The organism is Ruegeria sp. THAF57 (assembly GCF_903914075.1).
Taxonomy (GTDB): domain Bacteria; phylum Pseudomonadota; class Alphaproteobacteria; order Rhodobacterales; family Rhodobacteraceae; genus Ruegeria.
Genome location: NZ_CAIWNQ010000011.1, coordinates 57,917 through 84,715 on the forward strand (window position 1 = coordinate 57,917; position 26,799 = coordinate 84,715).

At 56.4% G+C, this 26,799-nt stretch carries 21 protein-coding genes and 1 tRNA gene; 15 read left to right on the forward strand and 7 right to left on the reverse strand.

All coding sequences use genetic code 11. The annotated features are described in order from the left end of the window. Positions 1-266: 266 nt before the first annotated feature. Entirely contained in the window at positions 267-1,085 is an 819-nt protein-coding gene (locus tag RUESEDTHA_RS19540) for a DUF2189 domain-containing protein (protein WP_180888344.1), read from the reverse strand. 173 nt (positions 1,086-1,258) lie between these two features. Here RUESEDTHA_RS19540 and RUESEDTHA_RS19545 point away from each other — a divergent pair, with 173 nt between their 5' ends. The 3 genes from RUESEDTHA_RS19545 to RUESEDTHA_RS19555 are packed head-to-tail and all read left to right on the forward strand — an operon-like array spanning position 1,259 to position 3,672. Further along, entirely contained in the window at positions 1,259-2,083 is an 825-nt protein-coding gene (locus RUESEDTHA_RS19545; protein WP_180888345.1) for an ABC transporter substrate-binding protein, read from the forward strand. Continuing rightward, positions 2,084-2,944: an amino acid ABC transporter permease gene (locus tag RUESEDTHA_RS19550; protein ID WP_180888346.1), complete on the forward strand. Its 861-nt coding sequence runs from the start codon at positions 2,084-2,086 to the stop codon at positions 2,942-2,944. Beyond that, a complete protein-coding gene (locus RUESEDTHA_RS19555; RefSeq protein ID WP_180888347.1) occupies positions 2,941-3,672 on the forward strand; it encodes an amino acid ABC transporter ATP-binding protein in 732 nt (243 codons plus the stop codon). The genes RUESEDTHA_RS19550 and RUESEDTHA_RS19555 overlap by 4 nt, the downstream gene beginning before the upstream one ends. Before the next feature lie 90 nt (positions 3,673-3,762). Here the strand turns inward: RUESEDTHA_RS19555 and RUESEDTHA_RS19560 are convergent. Beyond that, positions 3,763-3,847 (reverse strand) — tRNA-Leu (locus RUESEDTHA_RS19560). Between the two features lie 376 nt (positions 3,848-4,223). Here RUESEDTHA_RS19560 and RUESEDTHA_RS19565 point away from each other — a divergent pair. The 12 genes from RUESEDTHA_RS19565 to RUESEDTHA_RS19620 all read left to right on the forward strand — a co-directional run bounded on the left by RUESEDTHA_RS19565 (position 4,224) and on the right by RUESEDTHA_RS19620 (position 19,945). Continuing rightward, on the forward strand, positions 4,224-4,631 hold the full coding sequence (locus RUESEDTHA_RS19565) for a hypothetical protein (RefSeq protein WP_255431832.1): 408 nt from the start codon (positions 4,224-4,226) through the stop codon (positions 4,629-4,631). Between the two features lie 2 nt (positions 4,632-4,633). Then, positions 4,634-6,646: a dynamin family protein gene (locus tag RUESEDTHA_RS19570; RefSeq protein ID WP_180888349.1), complete on the forward strand. Its 2,013-nt coding sequence runs from the start codon at positions 4,634-4,636 to the stop codon at positions 6,644-6,646. A gap of 8 nt (positions 6,647-6,654) precedes the next feature. Next, on the forward strand, positions 6,655-8,340 hold the full coding sequence (locus RUESEDTHA_RS19575) for a dynamin family protein (protein ID WP_180888350.1): 1,686 nt from the start codon (positions 6,655-6,657) through the stop codon (positions 8,338-8,340). 30 nt (positions 8,341-8,370) lie between these two features. Further along, positions 8,371-8,772 carry a hypothetical protein gene (locus RUESEDTHA_RS19580; protein WP_171123262.1) on the forward strand — a complete coding sequence of 134 codons (402 nt, stop codon included), beginning with the start codon at positions 8,371-8,373 and terminating at the stop codon, positions 8,770-8,772. A gap of 25 nt (positions 8,773-8,797) precedes the next feature. Further along, positions 8,798-9,643 (forward strand): hypothetical protein, encoded by an 846-nt coding sequence (locus RUESEDTHA_RS19585; RefSeq protein ID WP_180888351.1) that lies wholly within the window; start codon positions 8,798-8,800, stop codon positions 9,641-9,643. 67 nt (positions 9,644-9,710) lie between these two features. After that, positions 9,711-11,753, forward strand: coding sequence for a dynamin family protein (locus RUESEDTHA_RS19590; protein ID WP_180888352.1), 2,043 nt, complete (start codon positions 9,711-9,713; stop codon positions 11,751-11,753). Next, the gene (locus RUESEDTHA_RS19595; RefSeq protein WP_180888353.1) at positions 11,750-13,036 is read left to right on the forward strand and encodes a dynamin family protein; all 1,287 of its coding nucleotides are present in this window, start codon (positions 11,750-11,752) and stop codon (positions 13,034-13,036) included. The genes RUESEDTHA_RS19590 and RUESEDTHA_RS19595 overlap by 4 nt, the downstream gene beginning before the upstream one ends. Before the next feature lie 338 nt (positions 13,037-13,374). Further along, on the forward strand, positions 13,375-15,549 hold the full coding sequence (locus RUESEDTHA_RS19600) for a protein kinase (protein WP_180888354.1): 2,175 nt from the start codon (positions 13,375-13,377) through the stop codon (positions 15,547-15,549). A 208-nt stretch (positions 15,550-15,757) separates the two neighbouring features. Continuing rightward, complete coding sequence (locus RUESEDTHA_RS19605) at positions 15,758-16,753, forward strand: FHA domain-containing protein (RefSeq protein WP_180888355.1); 996 nt, start codon at positions 15,758-15,760, stop codon at positions 16,751-16,753. A gap of 3 nt (positions 16,754-16,756) precedes the next feature. Then, positions 16,757-17,545 (forward strand): PP2C family serine/threonine-protein phosphatase, encoded by a 789-nt coding sequence (locus tag RUESEDTHA_RS19610; protein ID WP_180888356.1) that lies wholly within the window; start codon positions 16,757-16,759, stop codon positions 17,543-17,545. A 19-nt stretch (positions 17,546-17,564) separates the two neighbouring features. After that, positions 17,565-18,794 (forward strand): transporter substrate-binding domain-containing protein, encoded by a 1,230-nt coding sequence (locus RUESEDTHA_RS19615; protein WP_180888357.1) that lies wholly within the window; start codon positions 17,565-17,567, stop codon positions 18,792-18,794. A 44-nt stretch (positions 18,795-18,838) separates the two neighbouring features. Continuing rightward, positions 18,839-19,945 carry a transporter substrate-binding domain-containing protein gene (locus RUESEDTHA_RS19620; RefSeq protein WP_171125077.1) on the forward strand — a complete coding sequence of 369 codons (1,107 nt, stop codon included), beginning with the start codon at positions 18,839-18,841 and terminating at the stop codon, positions 19,943-19,945. A gap of 163 nt (positions 19,946-20,108) precedes the next feature. Here the strand turns inward: RUESEDTHA_RS19620 and RUESEDTHA_RS19625 are convergent, their stop codons facing one another. The 5 genes from RUESEDTHA_RS19625 to RUESEDTHA_RS19645 form a co-directional block, all read right to left on the reverse strand. After that, positions 20,109-22,322 (reverse strand): NADP-dependent isocitrate dehydrogenase, encoded by a 2,214-nt coding sequence (locus RUESEDTHA_RS19625; protein ID WP_180888358.1) that lies wholly within the window; start codon positions 22,320-22,322, stop codon positions 20,109-20,111. Positions 22,323-22,529: 207 nt separating this feature from the next. Beyond that, positions 22,530-23,555, reverse strand: coding sequence for a proline racemase family protein (locus RUESEDTHA_RS19630; protein ID WP_180888359.1), 1,026 nt, complete (start codon positions 23,553-23,555; stop codon positions 22,530-22,532). A gap of 9 nt (positions 23,556-23,564) precedes the next feature. Then, positions 23,565-24,803: an FAD-binding oxidoreductase gene (locus RUESEDTHA_RS19635; protein WP_180888360.1), complete on the reverse strand. Its 1,239-nt coding sequence runs from the start codon at positions 24,801-24,803 to the stop codon at positions 23,565-23,567. Continuing rightward, complete coding sequence (locus tag RUESEDTHA_RS19640) at positions 24,800-25,732, reverse strand: proline racemase family protein (protein ID WP_180888361.1); 933 nt, start codon at positions 25,730-25,732, stop codon at positions 24,800-24,802. Before RUESEDTHA_RS19640 ends, RUESEDTHA_RS19635 begins: the two co-directional genes overlap by 4 nt. Beyond that, positions 25,723-26,682 (reverse strand): dihydrodipicolinate synthase family protein, encoded by a 960-nt coding sequence (locus RUESEDTHA_RS19645; RefSeq protein ID WP_180888389.1) that lies wholly within the window; start codon positions 26,680-26,682, stop codon positions 25,723-25,725. The genes RUESEDTHA_RS19640 and RUESEDTHA_RS19645 overlap by 10 nt, the downstream gene beginning before the upstream one ends. Positions 26,683-26,799: the final 117 nt, after the last annotated feature.

Genomic DNA, 26,799 nt, shown 5'->3' on the forward strand with positions numbered 1-26,799 from the left:
AAGTTAACACCTCTCAGTTTCGTGAACTGCATGGCGGAAATGCAACATCTAGGATGAATCTATTAAATTATCCGAATATTATGGTGAAAAAAGGTTCGGCGAAGCCGGCTTGGCTTGATCAAACTTGCCGCCACTTCACAACCTAAGGGTTTTAATCCAATATGGCGGGTTTCAGCGTCTGTCGCAAGGCAAGTGGGACCTGGAACTTTGCTGAGAAATTGGCAGCCACGCCTTAAGAAAGGATACCTCAGCCCGACTTGACGACCTCATTCACCTGCCGGAGGCAGAGCCTTTTGATAAAGGTGCCAGGTCGTGTGACCAAGGATGGGCAGGGTTAAGATCAGCCCCAGAAACGCTGGAACCAACGACAACAGCATAGTGACCGAAATGATCGCCGCCCAACTGAGCATGACCAGCGGGCTTTCCGTCACCACGCGGATTGACGTCAGCATTGCTGTGACGAAATCGGTTTCCCGATCAAGCAACATGGGCATGGCCACGACCGTCACTGAAAATAGAACAGTCGACAAAAACGCGCCTGCGCAGGTCCCGATTACAAGAAAGGTCCAGCCTTGCGGCGTAAAGAATATGGTGTTCAGGAACCCGTCAAAATTCGAAAAAGAGGCATCTTTCAGAATAATCGCCAGCCATAGCCGTATCTGATATATCCACACCCAGAAGATGAACAGGGTGACAAAGGCCATCCAACCCATTTCACGTTTCCGCTGATTGGCCATGACAGTGAGGATTTCAGACCAGCCAAAGCTCTGACCCTTCTGCAACCGTCGCGACATCTCATATAATCCGGCCGCCGCGAAAGGTGCGACCAAAGGAAAGCCGACGGCGGCGGGTATAATCATCCAGATCTTACCCAGCCAGACCAGGCACCACACAAACAGAATTCCGAAAACCGCGTAGAACAGACCAAAAAAACCGCTCATCACAGGGCGCGCAAGAAAGTCTGAAAATCCAGCTTTCAATGATGCTGAAACATCCTGCGCAGTCACCTTCCTGACCGCTTGTATGGACGGTTGGGACTGGGCCGGGCTATCCGGCGGTGTGGAACCTGCAGTTTTAGGTGCCATGTCACACTCCTTCCAAGCCATGATACTGCGCTCAAGCTTTTGCTTCCAGCCTGTGCGTTGAAATTGACGTCTGTCTTGGAAGCCGGGCACCCAAGCCCATACGACTGTTGCCCTAGACAAATCCGCCTGCCCGTAAGAACCTGTGCGCAATCAAAAAATAGGGAGTCGTTTAGATGAAACTGATTGCTTGCACGGCTTTGACCGCAATTGTCTCTGCAACCGCAGCGTTTGCTGCAGGCGACGGGACGTGCGCGGCAGGGAAAACACTGACCGAAGGCACGCTGACGATCGCGACCGGAAACCCGGCCTATTATCCTTGGGTTATGAACGACGCACCAGAAAGCGGGGAAGGGTTTGAAGCCGCTGTCGCCTACGCCATCGCCGAAAAAATGGGTTTCGGGAAAAACAACGTCACGTGGGTTCGCACAAGTTTTGACGAGGCGATCCAGCCCGGAGCCAAAAACTTTGACTTCAACATGCAGCAATACTCGATCACGCCTGAACGCGAGGAAATGGTCGATTTCAGCTTGCCTTACTACACGTCTGCCATGGCAGTTCTGACCACCCAGAATGTTGTCGATGCAGGTGCTCAAGCAACCTTGGACAGTCTCAAGGGGCTGAAATGGGGCGCGGTGGCCACCACCACGGCGATTCCCATGTTGAACGAGGTGATCCAGCCCTCGGATGAGCCGCTGCTTTACAACGACAACGCCGATGTGAACGCCGCCATCATGGCGGGCCAGATTGATGCCGCACTCTATGACTTACCGACTGCGCTGTATCTGTCGGCCGTTGTGGTGGAAGGTGGCGCCTTGCTGGGACAGTTCCCTCCGGATCAATCAGAAAGTCCCGACCAGTTCGGCCTTTTGATGGAAGACGGCAGCGCGCTGAGGGAATGTGTCGATGCGGCCATCACGGAGCTGACCGAAAGCGGTGAACTTGCGGCCATAGAAGCGCAATGGCTGTCCGAGGCGACGGGTGTGCCGGTCATCAAATAAATGGACGAAACATCGTTGCAAAAAGGCGTAGCCGAGCGTTCGGCTACAACACCCACGCGGCGCGAGGTCTACGAGGCCGGGATACGGCGCCGATCCAACCGGATCGCGCTGATCTCGACGGTCAGCGTTGTCCTTGCGCTGTTCGTTCTGGTTCCTCTCGCCCCCGGTTGGGAAGCGGTTCAGCGCGCCTTTTTCAACGGCAGGGTGTTCACGGCAACATTTCCCGGGTTACTTGAAGCCTTTCTTCTGAACGTGATGATCTTTGCGTGGTCCGCGCCGCTGATCGCGATCACTGGCCTTGCCATCGCGCTGTGTCGGGACGCCCGCGCGCCCGCGTTGTTTCCACTGCGATTATTCGGGATCGCATATACCGACATCTTCCGCGGCCTGCCCGTGGTGCTTGTCATCTACATTATCGGCTTTGGCATACCCGGTCTGGGCCTGCCAAGACCTTGGAACAGCCCGTATATCTGGGGAACCTTGGCGCTGGTTCTGGTCTATTCTGCGTACGTGGCCGAGGTGATCCGTTCGGGCATCGATTCGATCCACCATTCACAACGCGCGGCGGCGGCTTCACTGGGCCTCAGCGATCGGGACACCATGCGCTATGTCGTGCTGCCCCAGGCCATTCGCAATGTGGTTCCCGCCAATATGAACCTCTTCATCGCCTTGCAGAAAGACGTGGCACTGTTGTCCTTTATCGGCCCGGTGGAGATTTTTCGTCAGGCAGGTGTCTATAAATCGCTCTACGCCAATTTCACGCCCTATGTCGGCGCTGCGCTGATCTTTCTGGCATTGACCATACCTGCGACACGATACGCGGATTACCTGATGAACAAACAAAACAAGGCGCGCACATGACGGCGAAGTTATCCTTGCGCGGGGTACGAAAGCGATTCGACGACCACGAAGTCTGCAAAGGCATTGATCTTGATATCGCTGAGGGTGAGATGGTGTGCCTGATCGGCGCCTCTGGCTCAGGCAAGTCCACGCTTCTGCGCTGTATGAACCTGTTGGAACCGATTGACGATGGTTCGATCTGGCTGGACGGGACAGATATTTCCGAGCCGGGCCTGGACCCTCAGCCTGTACGCCAGCAGATCGGCATAGTCTTTCAAAGCTATAATCTGTTTCCGCATATGACAGCGGCGGAAAACGTGATGCTTGCCCCGCGTCGCGTGCGTGGGCTGAGCAGAGAAGACCTTCGCCCGCGGGTCACGCAACTTTTTACCCGTTTCGGTCTGGGTGAACGGATGGATCACTATCCGGATCAGCTGTCAGGGGGGCAGCAGCAACGTGTGGCAATCATCCGGGCGCTTGCGATGGAACCGCAGATCATGCTGTTTGACGAGATTACAAGCGCGCTGGACCCTGAACTGGTCGGCGAAGTTCTAGACGTGCTTCGCGACCTGCGAAAACAGGGGATGACCATGGTTCTTGCCACGCACGAGATGGGCTTTGCACGTGAACTGGCCGACAAGGTGTGTTTCCTTGACGCGGGCCGAATCCTGGAACAAGGCCCGCCAGAAACGCTTTTCTCCAACCCCAGCGAGCCCAGAACCAAGGCCTTTCTTGCCCGCGTACTTTAACACGGCAATGTGCGGTCTTTCATACTGAGCATTGAAGTTCACCGGACCACGCGTCCTCGCAAACACAACTATTGTCGTTTGATTTCAATTTGGTGCGGGTGGAGGGACTTGAACCCCCACGCCTTGCGGCGCCAGAACCTAAATCTGGTGCGTCTACCAATTTCGCCACACCCGCACGATGACCGGGTCAATAGCAAAGCTTGAAACTAAGTGCGAGGGGGAAAGTGCAGCCTTTCTCAATATTCTTTGCAACCTGTCTGCACCCTTTCTTGGCTTCACACAAATCGCTGCACGAAGAGCCGTCTAAAAGTGGGGAAGCAGTCAATAAAACCAGTTTGAAAACATGCAATGCCTTTCTAAGTGAAAGCGCGGCACAGCCACCGCATCACAATTGCGCCACAATTCAAACGCCAAAAAATCTTATTCGCGTCAAACAAATTCCGCCTTGGGGGTCATTGATGTGCGTGTGGACTTACTGAGTCTTTTTGCCTTCGGGCGCTGTACGAGTTCTATCTGCTCAACTCAAAAACAAGGGCTTAACCGTGACCAATATGATGACTTCCGCTGCTGCCGAGCAAGACGCAATTGGTCTTGCACGCGAGAGCTTTCTCGGTGAACTCAAGACCCTGAGCCGCGACCACCCCGACACGGGATTTGGTGTCGCGCTTCGCACACATTCGGGTGGCCACTATTTACTTGCTAACTCGCGTATGCCGCTGCCAGAAACCAAATCCGCCGGGTTCCCGACCGGACGCAGCGTAGCTTGTCTTGAGAACAGCGAGCAATTCAGCTCTATCGAAGTTCTGGCTGATGAGACCGCCTTCGACAAGATTTCCCCCAGCGCCGAGGCCGCAATTTTGGGCAACGCCCTGAATTTGATTGCCCGCATTGATCTGCTGACCAGCACCCAAGCCGATCAGGTACAGCATCACATGGCGGCAACAGGAACCGGAGGCTAATCATGGCGCGCAATGACCATCTTCTGTCCGTCGGAAACGAGGCGCTGACGCCCATGACATCGGCGATGGCGGCCCTGACCACGCAGATCGACCAACTGACAGAGGTGGCCGACGCGCGCTCTTCCGCCCGTCTTGCCACGCTCAAGACTCGTATGGAAAGTTTTACCGCCAGCGTGACGCTGGTTGGGCAGGTCAAGGCCGGTAAGTCCTCGATCGTGAACATTCTGGCCGGGCGCCCTGCCCTTTTGCCGTCTGACGTGAACCCGTGGACGTCGGTTGTCACGACGCTGAACATCAATACGCGTACCGAAGGTGACACGAAATCCAAGTTCACATTCTTTGAGCAGGAAGAATGGGATAACCTGATGGTCGGCGGTGGGCGTCTTGGCGAATTGGCCAACCGCGCCGGCGCAGACGACGAAATGGACGACATTCGTCGCCAGATCGGAGAGATGAAGGAGAAGTCCGAAGAACGCCTTGGCAAACACTTCGACCTGATCCTTGGGCAGAGCCATCAGTATGACTATTTCGACGAAGAACTGATCCAGCGTTACGTGTGCCTTGGCGATCAGGATGATCCTGACATCAACCCCAAAACAGGGCGGTTTGCAGATGTTACAAAATCTGCGGAACTGTACATGGATATCCCGCAATACCCGATATCCCTGAAACTCTGCGACACGCCGGGTGTCAACGATACCTTCATGGTGCGCGAGCAGATCACCCTGCGCAGCCTGCGCGGATCCGAGGTGTGCGTCGTTGTTTTGGCTGCAAGTCAGGCCCTGACGACCATGGACATGGCCCTGATGCGGATCATTGCGCAGTTCGAGAACCGTCAGATCATTCTGTTCGTAAACCGGATCGACGAACTGGCCGATCCGGTTAATCAGGTCCCTGAAATTCGCGACCGGATTCAGGACACGTTGAAACAAAACAATATCGACGCAAACACTAGCGTCGTATTCGGCAGCGCGCTTTGGGCCGAAGCCGCGCTTACGGGCAATCCTGACATTTTGAACGAAGATTCCCGTCAGGCGTTGAACACCTTCTATCTGGCGGCCGGGTTTGGGGATCAGGCCCCGTCTTTGGACAAGATCTGGGCGCTGTCCGGGTTGCCGGATCTGTTGCTGGCAATGAACGAACGCATAGCCGAAGGCGCAGGACACCGGCTGCTGGAGCGGGTGCGCCACAAGGCGAGAAATATCGCAAGCCAAATCCGCGCAACGGCGGTTGCCAAAACACTGTCTGGCGGCGAAGGCGTTGTCCGCGATCTGGATGGCGTTTCAACCGAAGAGGCCATCGAAAAGGTCACTGAACAATACGAAAAGAAGGTGGCTGAACTGACCTCGTCCCTGCGCGACAAGGTCTTGGAAAGGCTGAAATCTGCTGAGACAAATTTTGTCAAGCGCGCGACGGACTCGCTGATCGCGCATCTTGAACAAAACGGTGAAGAAGGGACGTGGCAATACGATCCTGCCGGGTTGAGAACCCTGCAAAAGGCGGCGTATTTCAGCTTTGCACGCTCCATGCGCAAGGATGCCGGGGCGCTGTATGCATCAGCGGCTTCAGACATTGAGGCACTGTATCAAAAGTTGTTGGGCAACCATTTGGGCGAATTCACGATTGAAGCACCGATCGTGCCCCGGGTGCCACCGCCATTGGGTATCGGGCGCACCATTGCCCTGGACCTTCAAAGCACATGGTGGCGACGGTGGTGGCAACGCCGAAAAGGGTTCGAAGCATATGCTGCAGATTACACCCGTCTGATTGCATCCGAGGCGAACTCGATAACCAAGGATATCGAAGAAAACCAGATTGCAGCGGTTTTGGAAAACGTACGTGCCAGCCTGTCTGACTTTATGCGCGAGCAAAAAGAGACATTGCTGAGCATTTCGGCAGCCGCCGAGAATGATCCCAACCGGAACGCAGCGATGATGGCTGGAATGGTGCCGCAAAAATCCCGCGACGACATTCTGGGCGACATTCTCAAAGATCTAAGCAACGAGGCAGCATGAGTATCACCATGGCAAAAGATTCACAAACCCGCTTCGTTTCTACCAAGGCCTGGAATCGTATCGAACACTGGTCAAGGCGCAAACCCATTTTTGCGCTCATGGGAGAGTTCAGCGCCGGTAAATCGACCTTGATGAACTTTCTGCTGCGCTCGCACGCTTTGCCGACGCAGGTGACGGCGACGCAGTTGCCCCCGGTTTGGTTTAGCTGGGGTAAGCAGTCGGCCTATGTGCAACGTCATGACGGCACCCGTCAGGCTATCGGACTGGATCAGTTGGAAACGGTTGGCGTCAACGACGTCCAGTTCATCCGCATTTACCTTGAATCCGATATTCTGGAAGCTGTTGACCTGATCGACACGCCCGGAATTTCCGACCCGAAGATTTCGGACGACGTCTGGCGCCGCGCCGTCGGGCAAGCAAATGGGGTTCTTTGGTGCACCCATGCGACGCAAGCCTGGCGCGAAACCGAACGTGCGACTTGGGTGTCCCTGCCCGAGCGGCTGCAAAACAACTCGTTGCTGTTGGTAACGCGGGCCGATGTACTGGCTTCGAAGGACCGCCAGAAAGTTCTGCGTCGGGTCAATCGTGAAGCAGGCCACCTGTTCAACCGCTCAATCCTATTTTCCGCACGCGACGCTATTACCGCACGCGACAAAAGCGGTGACGCTGATCTTTGGGCGCGCAGTGGCGGCGGGAAAATGGTCGATAGCTTCCTGGAGATCACCGAACAGATCATGGACAATCGCGCCGAATTGCTGGCGCGTTACCAGGTCGACAGCAGCCTCGCGATCACGGAACCCGTGCAACCGCTGCGGCCAAGAAAGGCAGCAGAAAATGCCGAGCAATCAAGGCCGTTGAAACTGGTCGATCCGGTCATCGCCGATAGCGAAGCTGGCAACGAAGTCGTCACAAACTTCCCTGTGCGCCCGGCCCGTGTAGAAGCCAGAACAGAAGAGACCGCCCGAGCATCCAGAATTAACTCGGATGAAGCGGATCGCCTGCGGGCTGAAATGGAAACCTCGTCCGAGGTGGCCCCCATCGCTGAAACGCAAGAGCAAGAGGATGACTTGCGCGCCTTTTTCAAGGAAACGCCAAGCCAGAATTTGAACCTGTCCGAAATCCCTTCCGAGTCTTTCGAAGAGGACAGCCCTGAGTTGGCTTCAGGGCCTGAAATGGATCACCCGGAAGAAAGTTCGATTGAACCCGACGGGTTCATGGTGTCGCTGGAAGATCGATTGGCGGATACCCCCGAGCAGGCAGAGGACACTGAGGGCGCAAGCAGCGAACTGAGTACAGATGACTCGGTGTCGTCCATTACGGCCCTCATGGCAGAGCAGACGACTGACGGGGAAGATGAATTCGAACCTGAGCCCGAAAGCAACGGTTTGATAGACATGCAGGTTGTTCCACTGACCAGTGGTGGTGCCCCTGATGCACCCGCTCAGAACGAAAGGCTGGAAGATCTGCTAAGTGCCCCGGCGGGATCACCCCTAAGTGCGGCTGCCATGTGGCGCGAGGTTACAGAAGATGAAGACCTGCCAGACGATGCGGAAGGTCTGAAATCAATGTTCCGGTCCTTCCTTCAGGAGTTCGACCAGATTGCGGCAGAACACAGCGCCCGCAAGTCCAAAGGTTCGGTGTCCTCCATCCCGAAGCCAAATGACAATAACGGCGCAGAGTGGCATGTGTTGTAGAAATAATAGGGCAGAAAAACAGGGCACAAGATGTCTATCGAAGCAGCTTTAAATACCGCAATTCATACCATACCCGACTGTATTGCAGCCGGGTATGTCGATATGGAGACCGGGATGTTGCTGGGAACAAGTTTCGCCAGCCCGGAAGACGCAACCGCACTGGACAGCTTGGCCATAGCGGTAGCCAACCTGTTTCAGGGCCGCGGTGTACGCGGCTTTGAAGAGCTGTTGCGCGCAAACGGAACCGAGGAAGCCGGGCAATCGGGATTTGGCGAGATCGCCGTGTTTTCAAAAGATCGTCTAAATATCTTCCTTCGGACACAAGCTTACCCGGATCACGTGGTCTGCTACACCTGCCGTAACAGCGCCAATGTTGGGTTGGCGCTGACCAAATCGCATCTCAGCCTCGGGCCGGTTGCGGCTGCAGTTTAAGCGCGGATAAAGAGGTCTCGATACTATGGATACAGCGATACTCGATCTGCTCGAAGATATTGGACGCACCTCGGTCGCGCGCCTGAATCCTGCCGTAACGCTTACGGCAGAGACAGCAACCGCCCGTCGTGAGCAAGTCCTGCGCACAATTCGTGGCACGGTTCTGCCCCGTCGTTTGGAATTCACCGCAGCAAATGGCGATTGCCTTGCGATCGAAGTCAACAGCTCTCGGGTCACGGATGTGTTTCGTGTGCGCTCGGGCCTTGTTCCTGACTTTGAAACGGAAGCACGCGAAAATCTTGCGGAAAAGCTTGCCCAACTTGTATCCGATATCGCTGCTGCACCGGGGCCAATGGAGCTGATTTCTCTGCAACCCGATATCGCGTTGGAAGCTGATGATGTCGGGATCACCTTCAGCGAAATCTCGGACGCGTGCCATTCGATCGAGTTGCCTGCGGAACCTGTCGTCTCGATCGTGCCGGATCAGGAAGAAGACGATGTAACCGACACCTCGGACGGGTTGGCCAGCCAATTCTATGCCGGTACCGAGCGTTTCGCGCAGGGACGTGTTCAGGTAGACATGTCTGATGGTGAAGCCATACAAGCGGACGGAGCCTGTGCCCCGAAACAGCCCATGTATGCCGGCAGCGACCTGCTTAAACAATTCGCCGCTGATCTGGCCGGCTGGGACAAGGATACGTCGGCGGAACTGGATCATCCCCAACTGATCGTCCTGAGACCCTCGGGCGGGAAGGGAACCGCACTGGCAGTCCTGCATGACGGCACCCAGATCTCGGCTGCCGTGCATGAGGCACGTAAATTGGGCGCGGTTGTCAATCTTTGGAAAACTCTCACCGAGGCCGACGCATGAACCGGCCCCTAACATTCAAATTTTCAACGAATTCAATCCTTGATTAGGATTAGCCAGGGTAAGTTTTATGAGTGAAAATCAACGACGTGAGTTGATACGCATCGCCGAAGAGATGAACGAGGTCAGCAATGAAGAGACCCAGCAGTTCATCTCGCGGATCGTCAGCGATCTTTCTAACCTGAAGCCGTCTATCGCGTTTGTCGGGCAAATCAAGGCTGGTAAATCCCGGCTGATCAATGGATTTACCGCGCAGGCTGGGTATTTGCCCTCGGACGTAAACCCATGGACGACTGTCATTACCGATATGCATTTCGGTCATCCGTCCGGGCGAACCGACGGAGCAGAGTTCCATTTCTTTGACAATCGCCAGTGGCAGGCCCTCATCGCTGAGGGCGAAGAGTTGCGCAACATGTTCCCCGATGACGAGGACAGCTATAAGCGCGAGATGATCGAAGAGCAGGTCGACGCGATGAAAACCCGCGCCAAGCTGCGTTTGGGCGAAAGCTACAAACATCTGCTGGGCCAGCATCACGATCTGGAAAAACTCACATCCGAAGACTTGGCGCGCTATGTCTGCGCGGGCGACGATCCCTCAGAGGATGGCGTGTATGATCCCGGTTCAGATCGTGGGCTGTACAGTGACATCACGCGCAAGGCCGAAGTATTTTTTGACATCGGTCATTTCCCATTTCCAGTGACGGTCACAGACACGCCGGGCGTTAACGATCCCCTTCTGATCCGCGAAGAAATTTCGCGCCAGTATCTTAAGGAATCCGATTTCTTTGTTGTGGTTCTGTCAGCGCATCAGGCACTGTCACGAGCGGACCTGAAACTGTTCCGCCTGATGCAGGCGCTTGAACTAGGACAGATCGTTGTCTTCATCAACCGCGTCGATGAACTTGGCGGGGGCGCAGATGACGCCACCAAAGTACGTTCCGATGTGATGGACGGGTTGGATAAAGCACTGGGCAACTCTGACATTGATGTTCTGATGGGCAGCGCGCAATGGGCGCATTATGCACTGACCGGCGATGAAACGGGTATTAACCACGACGATGTCCTAGCGTGGCTTCGGGCCCACCCCGAACAGATGAAACAATATCTGGACGGCGTGGAAGAGATCAAACAGGGCCCCGGTCCAATCAGTCGCGAGGGCGTGCTGCGCTTTGCGGCGATGATCGCCTCTGGCCTTCCGGATTTGCGTCGGCACGTGACCAGCGCCCTGAATGACGGACCCCGGAACGAACACCTTCGCATGGCCTGGCAGCACCTCAACGGTTTTGCCCAAGGTGAAGTTGAGCGGTCCAAAGCGCATCTGCGTGCCATTGACGATGAAACAGCAGACAGCCCGAACTCAGCGTCTGAAAACGACAAGACTTTGGCAAACCTTCGGGAATTGGTCAGCGATAAAACCGCCGGAATCGTCAATGATATGGACGAAGTGCTGGCAAATCTGCGTGGCGTCATGGACGACACGGTGGCCGAGGCTGTCTCGGGCGTCGTAAGAGGGCCCGGTGGGGCATCACCACTGCTGGCCAAGGGCGGTGAAACGGAACTGAACTTTGGACCGCTGCGCGATCGCATGCGCGAACTGGTGCAAGGGGCAACTCAGGTTGTGCGGCAAAGAATGCTTAGCGAATTGTACGCTGTCGACATGCAAAGCAATGCGGCCCTGCGCTCGCTTCCCGGCTGGCAGGACACGACGGACAATCGTATGAACACCAGCGCGGTCAGGTGGTTCCGTCCGGACACAACAGCCCTGACACGGGGCATCACGGTGGAATTGCGCGTCACTTGGTTATCGCGTCTGATTTCCAGAAAAAGTGTCGTTTCGCGGGCTGAACAGATGATCGTTCAGGAATTCGAGATGATTGGCGACGATCTGGTGGACACTGCGCGAGCAGACCTGCTGGAACGGTTGAATACTGTTCTGGATCACTATCTGGCGTTGTTGGCGGGCCACCTTGAACACCGCTCTGGTACTGGTGAGACAAACGCCAGAACCGAAGCACAGCACGCGTTTGACAGCGCCCAGCGTGTTGCAGATGAACTGGAAGCCGTCTTTGGCCCCGACTCCTCTAACAAGATACTACCCGAGGCTGCGGAATGATCGAATTTCCCCGAACCGAACAGGAAGTGCGCAAACTCGAGCACTTTCTGACCGTCACTGAAAAACTGCCGTCGGATCCGGTGCTGAACGACCTGCGCGAACGGGCACTGGCCCATGCCGAGCGGCTTTCAAACGCGGTGAATATCGGTTTTGCAGGGGAATTCGGGGCTGGTAAGTCCAGCCTCGCGAATATGTTGGCCGGGGCGGATATATTGCCGACCGGGCCGCAGCATCTGAAACTGCCGCTGGTGATCGTGGCCTATGCCGAAGCACCAGAAACCACCGTCGGGTGGTGGGGCAAAGAGCCCAAAGTTTACTCAGGCATCGCGTTGGAAAAGGCGGCGGCAGACAATCCTGATTTTATTTCCGTTGGTCTGAACACGCCCGCCCTGCAAGAGATTTCACTGTTTGACCTTCCCGGCGCAGGCGCGTTGGACGAATCCTACAAGCCTACGCTTGATCTGTTAAAATTCGTCGACTGTGCAATCTGGTGCACCAACGGCACCAGCGCGTGGCGGGAGACAGAGCGTCATCTTTGGTCACAGGTCCCGCAGGAACTTCGGGCTAACAGCCTCTTGGCAGTTACTCATGCCGATCTGCCGCCCGTCAAAGAGGCAATGGATCGGATACTGGCGCGCCTGAACAAGGAAAAGGGCGACATGTTCCGGTCCGTGGTTCCGATTGGAACCCCTGTTGCTGTTCGTGCCATGTCGCAGGAACCTGAACCTGATTTTGCCCTGTGGGAGACCTGCGGGGGCCAAAACTTGGCGGAGCATATTCTGGAAATCGCCTCGAACCGGCGCCTGTCGGACATCGAAGCCGCGCGCAGTGATCTTGAGCAGGACCTGATGCCCTATCTGGATACGCTCGAACCACCCAAGACAGAACAGAGCCTAACCGAAATTTCGCCAATTCAAACGACGCTGGAAGCCGCAATGCCGGCGTTGGAAAACCCGATCCTCGAAGACTGGCTGGCCGCGATTGCAAGCATCTACGAAGATCTGAGGGAAAGCTCGGACATCGAACCATCTGCCTTCCTGCATAGTTGTCAGGAAATCGTCGAAGACTTTGCCGAGCGTCTGGAGCAAGGTGGGGAAATCAGTTCTGAGGCCGATTGGATTCCGGGTGAGTTTGAAAAGGCCACTGACCTGTTGCTGTTGCTCCAGTTTGAGTCCGGTGACGCCCCGCTCAGGGACGCGATCAGCATTCTGGCTCAGCTCAGCGACAACCTTGCATGGGCCGGTAGCCGCGCAGACTCTGTACAGTCCAAGACCGGCACCTGACCATTTCGCGCTATAATTGAGCAGCAAGGCGGCGATTCGAAGACCATAGAATCGGGCCGCTATTGTTTCGGAATCGGCCACCAATCATTGCAAAATCGCGATTCAGTCCGCAATTAATGCGCCCCATACATCAATATTTAGACCGTTTGTAGAACCTTACTACAATATATAGTTTTTCCGCAATTCCAGTTCTCAGTGAAGCCATGAGGCGGCCCCAATAAAGTCAAATTTGAAACGTCTAACAGTCTCAAGTGTCCTGCGGTTGTGTTTGGTTGTGAGTTGTTGGGCTGTTTGCCCCGTTAAATGAACCGCAAAATGATTAGAACGGGCGGGAAGAAATGAGCCACAACCAGGCTGTCGATGCGACGCACGACGAACCGAAAATTGAGGGACTTCAACCGGGCGCCAAGCTTTTGCGTGGGCAGTATGAGATCCTGCGCTTTCTCAGCAATGGCGGCTTTGGTATCACCTATCTAGCGCGCAACAGCCTTGAGCGGGAAGTCGTCATCAAGGAATGCTATCCGGGGGCGTTGTGCCGCCGAAACGGCGATCTTGTAGAACCTGTCGAGCCTGGACTTGAAAGCGACCTACGCTCGATCATTGATCTGTTCATTCAGGAAGCCCGCAATCACGCGCGCCTTGTCCACCCCAACATCGTCGACGTTCATCAGGTGTTCGAGGACAACAATACCGCCTACATCGCCATGGACTTCATCCAGGGATCCGATCTTCTGGATTATGTCGAAAACCCAGACAACGACGCAGGCCCTGATTTTATCGTTCAGGTGACCGAGAAAATGCTGTCTGCTGTGTCCTTCATTCACCAAAGCGGCATGTTGCACCGGGATATCTCGCCCGACAACATTCTGATCGACGAGAATGGCGAGCCCGAGTTGATCGACTTTGGCGCGGCACGAGAACAGGCCGCCAACCAATCCGCCGCCCTTCTGACGCTGCGCGTAATCAAGGATGGCTATTCGCCACACGAATTCTACGTCCGCGGTGCCGAGCAAGGGCCCAGCAGTGATTTATATGTTCTGGCAGCGACGCTGTATCATGCGATCAGCGGTGAACGCCCGATTGACGGACAAACACGTCTGAACGCCTTCAACAACAGTCAGGATGACCCGTACGAGCCTTTGAGCGGTCGATTTGACGGGTATCCGGAAGGCTTTCTGGAAGCGATCGACAAGGCGATGGAAGTCCACGCAACGGATCGTATGCAAAGCGCGCTGGATTGGCTGCGTATGTTCCGTGGTCCGGGCGTGATGTTTGACTCGTTCGATTACCGGCCCGTTTCGGTGATCGTCGCAATGGACCGCAAGGATGAGGCTGAAGAAAAAGCCCGCATCAAGGCCGAAAGCGAAAATGCTGAGGCCGTTGTAACGGCATTGTTGGCCGGAAACTCGGACATTGTTCTGGGCAATGAAGACAAAAAAGAAGATGAGCTGGCCCAGTTCACGCCAAAAGAAGAACCTCCGGTCGCAGTGGACACTGTCGTTAAAAGCGGATCGGGCGGCAGCGGCAAACTGATTGCAGGCGTCGCGGTCGTCGCTGCAGCGTTGGCCGCCGGTGGGTTTTTCCTGATGTCCGACACGGACAATGCGCCCGCACAAGATACAGAAGTATCGCTGGCCCCCAGCACAGAAAATCCCGAGCCCGCAGTTGAAGTATTGTCAGAAGACACTCAGGACGCACCTGAGGTCCAGGACGCACCTGAGGTCGCGACAGAACAGACACCCAAGCAGGTAGAACCCGAGCCAGAACCTATTGAGCAGACCCTGGTTCAACCGGCTGCCATACAAGAGGCAGACGCCCCGGCAGCCGGAACCCCAACCGAAGCAACCCCCGCCCCGGTGGAAACCGATACACTTGCGGAAACCAGCACACCCGTGGAAACCGGCACACCTGCGGAAACTCAGGTCGCGTTTTCCCATTGGGACGTTGAAATTCCGTTTCAGACCTCCAAGCGCCGGGCTTCAACGGGCAACGTGATCGCAGTCACGGGCGTAGATGCAACCCGCGACATGTCGATCATCGGCGAATGGGTTCAGCGCGGGGCGGCTATTTACACCTTGAACGGCAAGCCGGTTCAGGCTGACGCCACCTTTGCCGCGCAAGTTTTGAACGACCTGAACGTCGATCCCGACGGATATATCCGTACTACCGCACGTTATCGCGCGTTGGGTAAGACACGGGCCCAGAACGGGTTGCTGGCATTGCCTGCAATTCGCATGGTCGGCCTTGAAAACGGGTACGGGTTCAAAATCCGCAATTCCGACGGCGCTTCGTGGACGACAGTCACCGAAACCGTTCCGGCCGATGCGGCAGGCGGTTTGCGGGAAGGCGACGTTTTGGTCTCTGAGGCGCAAACCGGAACTGCAATCGACGGACCGGAAAGCTTGGATACCGTCCTGAGCAGCCTTGTTTCTGAAGACAAATCTCAGGCCCGTTTGACGGTGCTACGAAATGGCGCCGAGGCAGAAGTTGTCATGCAATTGGTGCAGGAGTGATCAGACCGGTTCGATTGTAGTCCGCCAGTGTGTGTTTGCTGAGGGTCGCGCAAAAGTCAGCGCTACCCCGACGGGGACCGGCCCGCCGCGGAAAGTATGAGTGACAAGAGTTTTCAATCATCAGTACCGCTGCGCGATCCTGCGCAGAGGTGAGTAGCAGCCCCACAGGTCAGAAAGCCTGTGCCCAGTAACAAAAGGTGTCGTCACCATGTTCAAATACAAAAGCCCTCTCAGCCGGCTTCTCGAAGGTGCCGGCAAACCTAAAGAAGCAGAAACCGAGGAAGCCACGGCCCCCGAGGCGGAAAAGCCCGAGCCGATTGCAGATTTCAACGCTCTGCGCGAGGCGCTGGCTGGGGGCAATATGTCGTCGTCTGAAACCTACGAAGACAGTGACGAGTTGCTGCCCGAAGACGAGATGCCAGAGTTTACGGAAGAGGCAGACGCCGACGCCGCCGACGATACGGCCGAGGACATGGATGAAATCGTGATGACCGAGGTCATCGCCGAGGTTCAGGAAACGCCTGAAGACGAGATGGTATCGGAAGAACCCGAACCAGAGCAGGTTGTGACACTGCATGTCGCGACCGAGGAAACTGTGGTCGCGGAAGAGATCGTCGTCGTTGATGCAACTCCGGAAGACACGGTTGTCGAAGTCGTTGTGGAAGAGCCCGAGGCGGCAGTTGAAGAACCTAAGGTGGACGAAATCAAAACCGTCGCTCCAACGCCTGCGCCCGAACCTGCCTCGGATCGTCGCGGCCGCGTCAAGACAACCTTCCTTGGGTTCGAACGTGCCGATACGCATGTTCAGGACTTGATTGAAACCGCAGAACCGGTCGCCAAAACCGAAGCTGCTGAGCAGACATTTCCCGTTGGATGGCTTGTGGTGACAAGCGGTCCGGGCCGCGGAACAAGCGTCACCTTGTCCGAAGGTCTGATGCAGATCGGTCGAAACGATGATCAGGCCATCCAGCTTGATTTTGGTGACACCGGCATCTCTCGCAGCAATCACGCTGTGATCGCCTACGACCCGGAAGATCGCAAATGCTATCTGGGACATGGCGGCAAGGCCAACCTTGTCCGCCTGAACGGTAAACCGGTTCTCAGCACCGTCGCCCTGAACAGCGGAGATCTTATTCGCATCAGCGAAACCACGGTCCGTTTTACCGCCTTCTGCGACGACGGCTTTGATTGGCGGGATGCCTGATTTATGCTGGCGAACCCGGCATATGACGTAGCGCTGATCCTGGATCAGGGTCAGCGCGAAACGCAGGAAGACGCTGTCGCATCGCGTATGTTCGACGCGTCAGACGCTGCCTATGTTGTCGTTGCAGACGGTATGGGCGGGCACGATGCCGGGGAAGTCGCGGCAGAGTTCGTAATCAATGCCTGGCGCGAAGCACTGGACCCCGAACTTGAAACAACAACCCCGTCAGAATCCAACCTGATAGACGCTTTGCCGCTCGCGGCAATGCTGGCCAACGCCGCGGTCTCCAATCACTGCGAGGAACAAGGCCAGGGTCTCCAGATGGGCTCGACGCTTTTGGGCGTTTTGATCCTGGGTCGACGGGTATTTTGGATCTCGATCGGTGACAGCCCTCTTTACCTGTACCGGGATGGGACCCTGAGCCAGATCAACGAAGATCATTCCATGGCGCCACTCATTGATGCTCAGATCACTGACGGCACACTGACCGAGGATGAGGCCCGAACACATCCCGACCGCAATCAACTGACATCGGTGATCATGGGCCGGGCCATCCCAAAGGTAGACTGCCCTGAAGACCCCGTGGCCTTAAAAGGCTCTGACGTTCTGATCGCAGGCAGCGACGGGCTTCAATACATCACCGATGCCGAAATTCTGGCGGTTCTTCAGGCCAACTCTAATGCGCTGGCGCAGGACATTGCCGACGCCTTGTTACAGGCGGTTAAGGCCAAGAACGACCCTGATCAGGACAATGTCTCGATCGGTGTCGTGAAACTCACAAAAAACGAATGAAGGCAAAGCGACAGGAAAAATGAGACCTAATCTTATCATATCCAGCCTGGCACTTGCTGCCGCCGCTGGTGCGGCCTCGGCGCAAGAGGCGTGCTCCACCTATGAAATTCAACGCGGCGACAGTCTTCGCGAACTGACCATCGAGGTCTATTCCACCGAGGACTTTCGCATCATTTTCGACGCCAACCGCGATGTGATCGGTAACAATCCGAACATCATTCGTGTGGGCGATGTGCTGACCTTGCCTTGTCTCGAAGATATTGGCCGCGCACCAGCCGAACCTCAGACTGAGGCCGAAGCAATGGCCGCAGAGATGGCTTCTGAGCTGGTCAAAGCCGCTGAGGACCGCGCAGCCAAAGCCATCGCCGAAGCGAAAAAGGCCAGCGATGACGCCGTCATTGCAGCCCGCGCCGAAGCGAAAAAGGAAATCGAAGCCGCGCGCAGCGAAGCTGCCGCTTTGATCCGCAACGCGGATGCTGCCGAACAGCCGGAAATTCGTGACCGTCAATTGTTGCTGATCACCGGCGGCAACTATGCCCCGTTTACGGACGAGGCCCTGCCCCATCGCGGCCTGTATACAAACCTGGTCGAAACGGCGATGCTGCGCGCAGCACCCGAACAGGCCTATAAGATTCAATTCGTAAATGACTGGTCTTCGCATCTGGATCTGCTGATGCCGACACTGGCTTTTGACGCAACCTTCCCTTGGTCGCGCCCCGTTTGCGAAGAACCCGCGGCCTTGTCGGAAAAAGACCGCAACCGCTGCGAAACCTACAACTTCTCGAACCCTTTTTATGAGGTCGTCGATACTTTCTTTGCGCGTGAGGGGTCGGGTTATGAGCAAACTCTGACTTACGCCGACTTCGCCGGAACTACGATTTGCCGCCCTGAAGGCTGGTCGCTGTCGCACATGGACTCGGTCGGTCTTTATGAGCCGGCGATTTCCCTGATGCGCCCGGTTTCCCCGGACGACTGCTTCCACGCCTTGATGGACGGCACTACCGACATCGTGGCGATCGAAGCCCATTTGGCCGTCGAAGCGATTGGCCGACTGGGGTACGAACACCGCATTATCGAAAACCCCAACCTGGCGGCGATCAAGTCGCTTAACGTCATGACCCACAAAGATAATCCGGATGGGGAAGCGATCCTTGAGACGCTCAACCAGGGTCTGGCGATCATGCAGCAATCAGGAGAGTGGCGCGACATCGTCTCAACCGCTCTGCGTCATCAAATGGAAAATGGCTAAGGCCCCGATCGGCCTGACAACACATTAGTCTGGAGGAAGTGGACATGTTTAGTTTCAACCTGAAGAAAGTCGCGCTGTCGGCAACTGCCGTCACCGCCCTGAGCGCCGGAGCCGCCGCCGCGCAGGAAGCTTGTACAAATTACACCGTCGAGGATGGCGACACGATGGCAACAATCGCCATCGCAGCCTACGGCACGTCGAACTATCAGCCGATCTTTAACGCGAACCGTAACGCGATCACGAACCCGAACGCGCTTGAGCCGGGTTTGGTTCTGGCGCTGCCTTGCGAAGACGGCAGCCTGCCCAACGGTCAGAGTGCGCAGGAAATCATCGCTGCCGAAGAACAACGTGCGGCAAGCATCAAGCGTTCGAACGTTTACGCACCGCCGATCAAACTGGTCGCGGGCAATGGTTGGGAACCCTTCACCAGCGAAGGCCTGAGCGGGGGTGGAATTATGACCCGTCTGGCAACAACCAGCCTGCAACGCGCTGGCAACAGCCGTGACTATTCGGTGAGCTTTGTGGACGACTGGGGATCGCATCTGGACACCCTCCTGCCGCTTGGTGCTTTTGACATTTCAATCGCCTGGACCATCCCTGACTGCACCAACCGCACGTATGAGTGGTCCGCTGAAACTGAGGCGCGATGCACCCAGTTTGTCGCCTCGGTCCCGGTGTATGATGTCGTTGGCGGATTCTACACTCTGCCGGAAAACGAATACACAAACGCAACGACCTTCAGCGATCTGGAAGGTGCCACGGTTTGCCGTATGGCCGGTTGGAGCATGGTCGTACTTGAAGAAATCGGTCTGAACCGAACCAATACGACTGTTGTTCAGCCCAACACCGCTCGTGAATGTCTGGATGCCGTCCTGACCGGGACTGCCGATGTTGCCGCGTTCGAAGTTGAATTGTTCGCAGCAACCATGAAGGACATGGGCCTGACGTCGGCAGATATTGTCGAGAACCCTTACGTTTCCACGCTGTCGTCGATGAGCTTCCTTGCGCATCGCACCAATCCCTTTGCTCGTGAATACATCGCGATGATGAACAAGGGTTTGAACGAAATGCGTGAAAGCGGCGAGTGGTACGCGATCATCTCGGATACTCTGCGCGAACAGAATGAAAAGCTGAACGCAGCATCGAATTAAGAAACTGTAACGGGGCTGGCATGTCGTCAGCCCCGTTACACAAACCCATTCGCTTGCCGGAGAGGCTATGCCCGCCCCGGCCACAAAAAAAGGGACCGACTTTCAAGGCCGGTCCCTTTTTTGATGTTTTCCTCTCACGCACTTGCATGAGGGATTCCAGATATCAGTCGATCAAAGCGTTCAGTGTCGCGCTTGGGCGCATGACCTTGGCAGCTTTGGCGGGATCGGTGTGATAGTAACCGCCCAGATCCGCGGCCCCGCCTTGAGCAGACGCCAGTTCGGACAGGATCTTCTCTTCTCCATCCGCCAGGGCTTTGGCCAAAGGCGCGAACTCGGCCGCGAGTGCCGCGTCATCGGATTGCGCCGCCAAGGCTTCGGCCCAATAGCGGGCAAACCAGTAGTGGCTGTCGCGGTTATCCGGCTGACCAACCTTGCGGCTAGGTGAACGGTTGTTGTCCAGAATACCCTGCGTTGCGGCTTCGGCTGCGGCGCCCAGAACGCCTGCTTTGGCGTTGCCTTTGCTGTCGGCCAGGAAGTTCAGCGATTCACCCAATGCGCAGAATTCACCCATCGAGTCCCAGCGCAGGTGGCTTTCCTCGACCAGTTGCTGCACATGTTTCGGGGCCGAACCGCCTGCACCTGTTTCAAACAGACCGCCGCCATTCATCAGCTTGACGATGGACAGCATCTTGGCCGAGGTGCCCAGTTCCAGAATGGGGAACAGGTCAGTCAGATAGTCCCGCAGCACGTTACCGGTGATCGCGATCGAATCCTTGCCCGCCGTGATCGTTTCAAGCGACTGACGGGTGGCTTCGCGCGGTGCCATGATCAGGAACTTGTCGGCTACACCTGCGGCTTCAAGCGCCGGTTTGACGTATTTGATCAGTTCGGCATCATGGGCACGGTTTGCGTCCAGCCAGAAGATCGCCTCGGACCCGGTCAGGCGCTGACGGTCCATGGCCAGTTGAATCCAGTTCTCGATCGGCGCTTTCTTGACGGTGCACGAGCGCCAGATGTCACCCTTTTCGACATCGTGCGAATGCAACACGTCACCATTGGCCAGCACGATGCGAATGGTGCCATCAGCAGGTGCCTGGAACGTCGTCGGGTGCGAACCGTATTCTTCAGCCTTCTGCGCCATCAGACCGACGTTTGCGACCGCACCGGCAGTCGCTGGGTTCAATGCACCGTTGGCTTTGAAGAAGTTGATCGTCTCGTCATAGACCGACGCATAGCAGCGATCAGGGATTACGCAGTTTGTGTCGCCCTTGGCGCCGGCCTCATCCCAGCCCTTGCCGCCTGCGCGGATCACGGCGGGCATCGAGGCGTCGATGATCACGTCCGACGGAACGTGCAGGTTGGTGATGCCCTTGTCGCTGTCGACCATATACATGGACGGACGGTCCGCCTTGATGGCGTCGATTGCAGCCATGATTTCGGCGTTGCCCTTCACGCGGTCCAGCAGGTCGCCCAGACCAGAGTTCGGGTTCACACCCAGCGCATCCAGTTCAGCGCCAAATTTCTCGAACACGGGGGCTAGCCACGCCTTGACCGCATAGCCAAAGATGATCGGGTCGCTGACCTTCATCATCGTGGCTTTCATGTGCAGAGAGAACATGGTGCCGTCGTTCTTGGTGTCTTCAATGGCATCCGCCAGGAAGGAAGACAGTGCCTTGACCGACATGAACGTCGCATCGGCCACGGTTCCCTCGGCCAGCGGCCAGCCGTCCTTCAGAACCGTCGTGCTGCCGTCTTTGCCGACGAATTCGATTTTGGCATCCCCGGCCTGAGCTGCCGTGATAGTGGCCGACTTCTCGTTGGCATAGAAGTCATTGCCCGACATGGACGAGACTTTGGTTTTGCTGTCCGAGGCCCACTCACCCATCGAATGCGGGTTCTTCTGAGCATAGTTCTTCACAGCACGTGCGGCGCGGCGGTCGCTGTTGCCTTCGCGCAGAACCGGGTTCACGGCCGAGCCTTTGATCGCATCATAACGGGCGCGGATCGCTTTTTCTTCGTCGGTCGAGGGTTCCTCGGGGTAGTTCGGAATATCATAACCCTGCGCCTGCAGTTCTTCGACGGCCGCAACCAACTGCGGGACCGAGGCTGAGATATTCGGCAGCTTGATCACGTTGGCTTCCGGCGTCTTCACCAATTCACCCAGAGCGGCCAGATCATCGGTAATACGCTGTTCGTCGGTCAAGTTTTCCGGGAAGGTCGCAAGGATGCGGCCAGCCAATGAAATATCCTTGGTGCCAACGCTGACGCCCGCGGCCGAGGCGAACTTGCGAATGATGGGCAGGAACGAGGCGCTGGCCAGCTCGGGCGCTTCGTCTACAATGGTATACAATATGTCGAAGTTCGATTTATCTGCCATATTCTTTTACCTTTTTTAAGCCTTTCGGGGCGTGCGATCCAAGAGTTTGCCACGTTCGCGTGGCGTGGGTGGGGCGCGTTTATCCTACCGCCCCAACGGTGACTCTGATTTGACAGGGCCTCCCTTAAATCACGAATGGCTTGGGATCAATCGCAACAAGCTGCGCATTTTGACACGTTTCGCCGAAAATCGTGAAGCAGACGCATGTCAGACACCCCAGGTATCGCTAAGCCTGTACCCGCCAGGCCATGGATCGTCAGGGTCCAGCATGTGTTGATGAACACCGGTTATCCAACCGCGGCCGCCAATTTCAGGAATGATTGCAGCCCGGTCACCAACCCGTGTTTCATCGACAATCTTGCCCGAGAACCGGGACCCGATAATTGAGATCGCCTCAAATGTCTGTCCTACGACCATTTGCCCTTTTGCCATCATCAATGCCATCCGCGCCGACACCGCGGTTCCGGTTGGAGAGCGGTCCACCTTTCCCGGTTGAATGGCCACGGCGGATTTACTGCGCAACCCGGTTTCGGTGGTTTCAAGCGAGCCGCAGAATGCGCAAAATGAGATGTGGTTCCAGTCTTTGTTTGTGGGATGGTTGAAACCAATCTGATCGTTCGCCGCATTCGTTATTGCCACACCCAAACGCGCGATGTCGCGGGCGGCATCTTTCTGGATATCTATCCCAAGCGCAGCCGCATCAACCACAACGAAACTGTCCCCCCCAAATGCGGTATCCACCGTCAAAGTACCGACTCCTGCCACCTCAAGAGGCACTGCAATCTTGTCGGCATAGCTGGGAAGGTTGCGCACGAAAATCCGCTCGGCTTTGCCGTTCCTGCAATCGGCGCGAACCTGCACCAATCCTCCGGGGGCTTCGAGAACAAGCTGAGTGACGGGTTCCCGCATCGGAATAATCCCGCTATCCAGCAGCACCGTGGCCACACAGATTGAGTTCGACCCTGACATGGGCGGCGTGTCTTCGGGCTCCATAATGATAAAGGCGGCGTCGGCGTTCGGATGTTTCGGCGGAACAAGCAGGTTCACATGGCGAAAGACACCGCCGCGCGGTTCGTTGAGAACAAAGTTCCGCAATGTCTGGTCTTGAGCAATAAACGACCGCTGATCCCACAAAGTGTCACCGGGTGGCGGTTGAACCCCGCCCACGATAACGTCGCCGACCTCACCTTCTGCATGGGCGGATATGACGTGGATCGTATTTACACTTCGCATATCACCTCCTCAGAACCGTTCCGGAGCGTACGGAGCCACTGAAATCGGCGCGTCCCGATCATCAATGAGTGCCGCGACAAGTTCAGCAGTGCCTGCCGATTGCGTCAGTCCCAGATGCCCGTGACCAAAGGCATAAAAAACCTTAGCCGCGTTTGGTGACCGTCCAATCACGGGCATGCTATCCGGTAAAGACGGTCGAAACCCCATCCACTGTGTGCCGCCCTCAGTGTTCAAGCCGGGAAGAAACTGCGTCGCCTTCTTCAGCAGTGTCTCCGCCCGTTTGAAATTTGGTGGCAAGTTCAGGCCCGCCAACTCGACCGCCCCGCCCACGCGGACGCCGCCGTTGATCCGGCTGGCCACAAAGCCGTGCCGAGAAAAGGTCAAGTGCATCCGAAGATCAAAGGCGCCTTTGGGCAAGGTCGTGTTGTAGCCCCGCTCGGTCTCAAGGGGTATGTGATCCCCAAGCGTCCGTGCAAGGTGATGCGACCATGCACCCGCCGCCAACACGAGTTTTGCGGTGTCAATCGTACCCCCTTGCGTAGTGATGCGCACTCCGTTTTCCAACGGTGTTAGCGCACGAATGTCCTGCTGTTCGATCCTGCCCTGTCGATCACGAAAGGCTTGCGCCAGATGCTCGACCCATTTCTTTGGTTCAATTGTGTTCAGCCAATCCGGCGTAAACCCGGCATGCGTGAAACGTGAACTGAGACCGGGCTGCTTTTCCGCGATCGCTTCCGGGCTTTCCAAAAGCTCGAACTTGATGCCATGGGCGCGGCGAACTTCCCACGCTTGCAGGCTGGCGCGGAATTCAGCTTCGGATTCATAAAGCTGCATCTGCCCGTCGCGCTGCATCAGCGGTTCGCCATTGACGGCAGGAAGCAGCCGCTCCAACGCCGCCGCTGACAGTCGCATCAGGTTGGCCTGCGCCTCTAGCAATCTGGTGTATTGCCCGGGCTGGCTCGCGCGCCAGAACCGGTACATCCAAGGTGCGATTTTGAACGCATAGGCCGGGGGAATGGACAACGGGCCAAGAGGGTCCAGTAGCCATTTCGGGGCTTTTCGCATGATGCCGGGTGTCGCCAACGGCTCGACCTCGGGGAACGCAAAAGCACCGGCATTTCCGGCCGAGGTTTCAGCCGCAACACCACCCTTGTCCAACACCAGCACCGAATGCCCGCGGCGCTGTAATTCCAGCGCGGTCGTGATACCGATAACACCAGCCCCAATGACAACGACCTGTTCGGTCACAACGCGATCCCAGCTTTAAATGGATCAGCCTTGTCAAAGATCAATGTCGCTTCGGCCATGATGAAAGCCTGCCCAGTAATCGAAGGGATAACACCGCCATTCAGGCCGGGTTGGTAGGACAGCCGATACGTACTTCCAATCACACTCTGCTGCACGATTTCCTCTCCCGGAGCCAGAACGCCATCTGCGGCAAGACACGCCAGCCGCGCTGAGCTGCCAGTTCCGCAGGGCGAACGATCGTAATTGTTGTCAGGGCAAAGAACAAAATTGCGACTGTGAACGCCTTGATCGGGTGAGGCGTCTTGAAAGATCACGTGATCTATGGGCTCGCCCTGCTCCCCTCCGATGCCTTGAGAAATTGAGGCGTTGCGGATCGCAATCGTCATATCTGTCAGCCTGCGGATGTTGCCGGGTTCAACCGGAATCGGGCTTGGGTCAACGATGAAGAACCAATTGCCGCCATAGGCGACATCGCCGGTTACGGTTCCATATTCGGGCACTTCGATGGAGATTTCGCGGTGGATCCGCCGACTTTCGATATTCGTAACGGTGACTGTATATCCGTCGTGCAGGTCAACCGTGACAATGCCGGCAGGCGTTTCGATCCGATGCGATCCAATACCTATGCGTCCCAGATGCCCAAGGGTCACGGTAAGGCCAATTGTACCATGTCCGCACATGCCAAGAACAGCATCGACGTCAAAAAAAATCACACCGGCAACACAGGTCTTGTCCACAGGCTCGACCAATAGCGCCCCGACCATGGCCGGTTGGCCGCGTGGTTCAAGCATGACCGACCGATAAAACCCTTCGTGATCTTCTGCCAACATTCGGGCGCGTTCCGACAATGCGCCCGTGCCCAGATCAGGCGCACCATCGAGGATAACCCGAGTTGGCTCTCCTCCGGTATGGCTGTCGATCACATGCATTCAGCGATCACCCCGCCCTGCTTTGACCAGTTGGCAAACCACGCCTGGAAAAGAGCATATTGCTGCTCGCAGTAATTTCGCTGCGCATCCGTCAATTCATCCGTTTCGTTAAAGTGCAAACGGTACTCCTGTTCGCCGTTCAGCACCAGTAAGTGCTTGTAATAAAGCACCAGATCAGGCCCTTCGTCAAAGCTGGACAAAACGTGAATCGCGTCGGTCAATTCCTGCGCGCGCATCCGCGCCTCAGCGTCCCCTTGCGCCGCTTTCTTGGACAGCGCCGCCAAAAGTAAGGCTTCGCGCGGCAGGGCCGTTCCGATGCCGGTGATTGACCCTGTAGCACCACAGTTTACAAACCCGTGATACACTTCGGTATCGACCCCAACCATCAACGTCACCTGATCATCCTGACTGGTGATGTTTTCAGCGGCATAGCGCAGGTCGTCCTTACCCCCGAATTCCTTGAAGCCGATCAAGTTTGGATGCTCTGCGCGCAGGGCAAAGAACAGGTCGGCCCGGGTCGCGAACCCATAATAGGGGCTGTTGTAAATAATCGCCGGGACGTCCGGCGCTGCGTTCAGGATCGCCTTGAAGTGGTTCTTCTGCGCGGTTGGAGAGCTGCCGCGCGATAGAACGCGCGGTATGACCATAAGGCCAACGGCCCCAACTTTCTGCGCATGGGCCGCGTGCGCAACGGCTGATTTCGTGTTTATAGCGCCCGTGCCGACGACAACTGGCAAGCCAGCCGCGATGAGGCGCTCAACACCTTCCATCCGCTGTTCGTCCGTCAACAAGGGCCAATCACCCATCGACCCACAATAGACGACTGCCGACATACCAACGTCGATCATCTGCTGCCCTTTGCGAACCAACGCGTCGAAATCAGGCGTGCGGTCAGCGTTACAGGGGGTCATCAGTGCAGGCATTGTTCCCGTGAACACATTGGTCGACATCCGTGTCATCCCTCCAATCAAACGGTATTCGGACGCTGTTTTCAGGCCCATTCACCCCGCCTTATCGGATATTGGATACAAAATCCAGCGCAATTGCGTGCGAAAAAACGCGCCGTG

Bases quoted from the DNA above. Each gene is read 5' to 3' on its own strand.
- RUESEDTHA_RS19540 (WP_180888344.1), bottom strand. From the start codon at position 1,085: ATGGCACCTAAAACTGCAGGTTCCACACCGCCGGATAGCCCGGCCCAG.
- RUESEDTHA_RS19545 (WP_180888345.1), top strand. From the start codon at position 1,259: ATGAAACTGATTGCTTGCACGGCTTTGACCGCAATTGTCTCTGCAACC.
- RUESEDTHA_RS19550 (WP_180888346.1), top strand. From the start codon at position 2,084: ATGGACGAAACATCGTTGCAAAAAGGCGTAGCCGAGCGTTCGGCTACA.
- RUESEDTHA_RS19555 (WP_180888347.1), top strand. From the start codon at position 2,941: ATGACGGCGAAGTTATCCTTGCGCGGGGTACGAAAGCGATTCGACGAC.
- RUESEDTHA_RS19565 (WP_255431832.1), top strand. From the start codon at position 4,224: ATGATGACTTCCGCTGCTGCCGAGCAAGACGCAATTGGTCTTGCACGC.
- RUESEDTHA_RS19570 (WP_180888349.1), top strand. From the start codon at position 4,634: ATGGCGCGCAATGACCATCTTCTGTCCGTCGGAAACGAGGCGCTGACG.
- RUESEDTHA_RS19575 (WP_180888350.1), top strand. From the start codon at position 6,655: ATGGCAAAAGATTCACAAACCCGCTTCGTTTCTACCAAGGCCTGGAAT.
- RUESEDTHA_RS19580 (WP_171123262.1), top strand. From the start codon at position 8,371: ATGTCTATCGAAGCAGCTTTAAATACCGCAATTCATACCATACCCGAC.
- RUESEDTHA_RS19585 (WP_180888351.1), top strand. From the start codon at position 8,798: ATGGATACAGCGATACTCGATCTGCTCGAAGATATTGGACGCACCTCG.
- RUESEDTHA_RS19590 (WP_180888352.1), top strand. From the start codon at position 9,711: ATGAGTGAAAATCAACGACGTGAGTTGATACGCATCGCCGAAGAGATG.
- RUESEDTHA_RS19595 (WP_180888353.1), top strand. From the start codon at position 11,750: ATGATCGAATTTCCCCGAACCGAACAGGAAGTGCGCAAACTCGAGCAC.
- RUESEDTHA_RS19600 (WP_180888354.1), top strand. From the start codon at position 13,375: ATGAGCCACAACCAGGCTGTCGATGCGACGCACGACGAACCGAAAATT.
- RUESEDTHA_RS19605 (WP_180888355.1), top strand. From the start codon at position 15,758: ATGTTCAAATACAAAAGCCCTCTCAGCCGGCTTCTCGAAGGTGCCGGC.
- RUESEDTHA_RS19610 (WP_180888356.1), top strand. From the start codon at position 16,757: ATGCTGGCGAACCCGGCATATGACGTAGCGCTGATCCTGGATCAGGGT.
- RUESEDTHA_RS19615 (WP_180888357.1), top strand. From the start codon at position 17,565: ATGAGACCTAATCTTATCATATCCAGCCTGGCACTTGCTGCCGCCGCT.
- RUESEDTHA_RS19620 (WP_171125077.1), top strand. From the start codon at position 18,839: ATGTTTAGTTTCAACCTGAAGAAAGTCGCGCTGTCGGCAACTGCCGTC.
- RUESEDTHA_RS19625 (WP_180888358.1), bottom strand. From the start codon at position 22,322: ATGGCAGATAAATCGAACTTCGACATATTGTATACCATTGTAGACGAA.
- RUESEDTHA_RS19630 (WP_180888359.1), bottom strand. From the start codon at position 23,555: ATGCGAAGTGTAAATACGATCCACGTCATATCCGCCCATGCAGAAGGT.
- RUESEDTHA_RS19640 (WP_180888361.1), bottom strand. From the start codon at position 25,732: ATGCATGTGATCGACAGCCATACCGGAGGAGAGCCAACTCGGGTTATC.
- RUESEDTHA_RS19645 (WP_180888389.1), bottom strand. From the start codon at position 26,682: ATGTCGACCAATGTGTTCACGGGAACAATGCCTGCACTGATGACCCCC.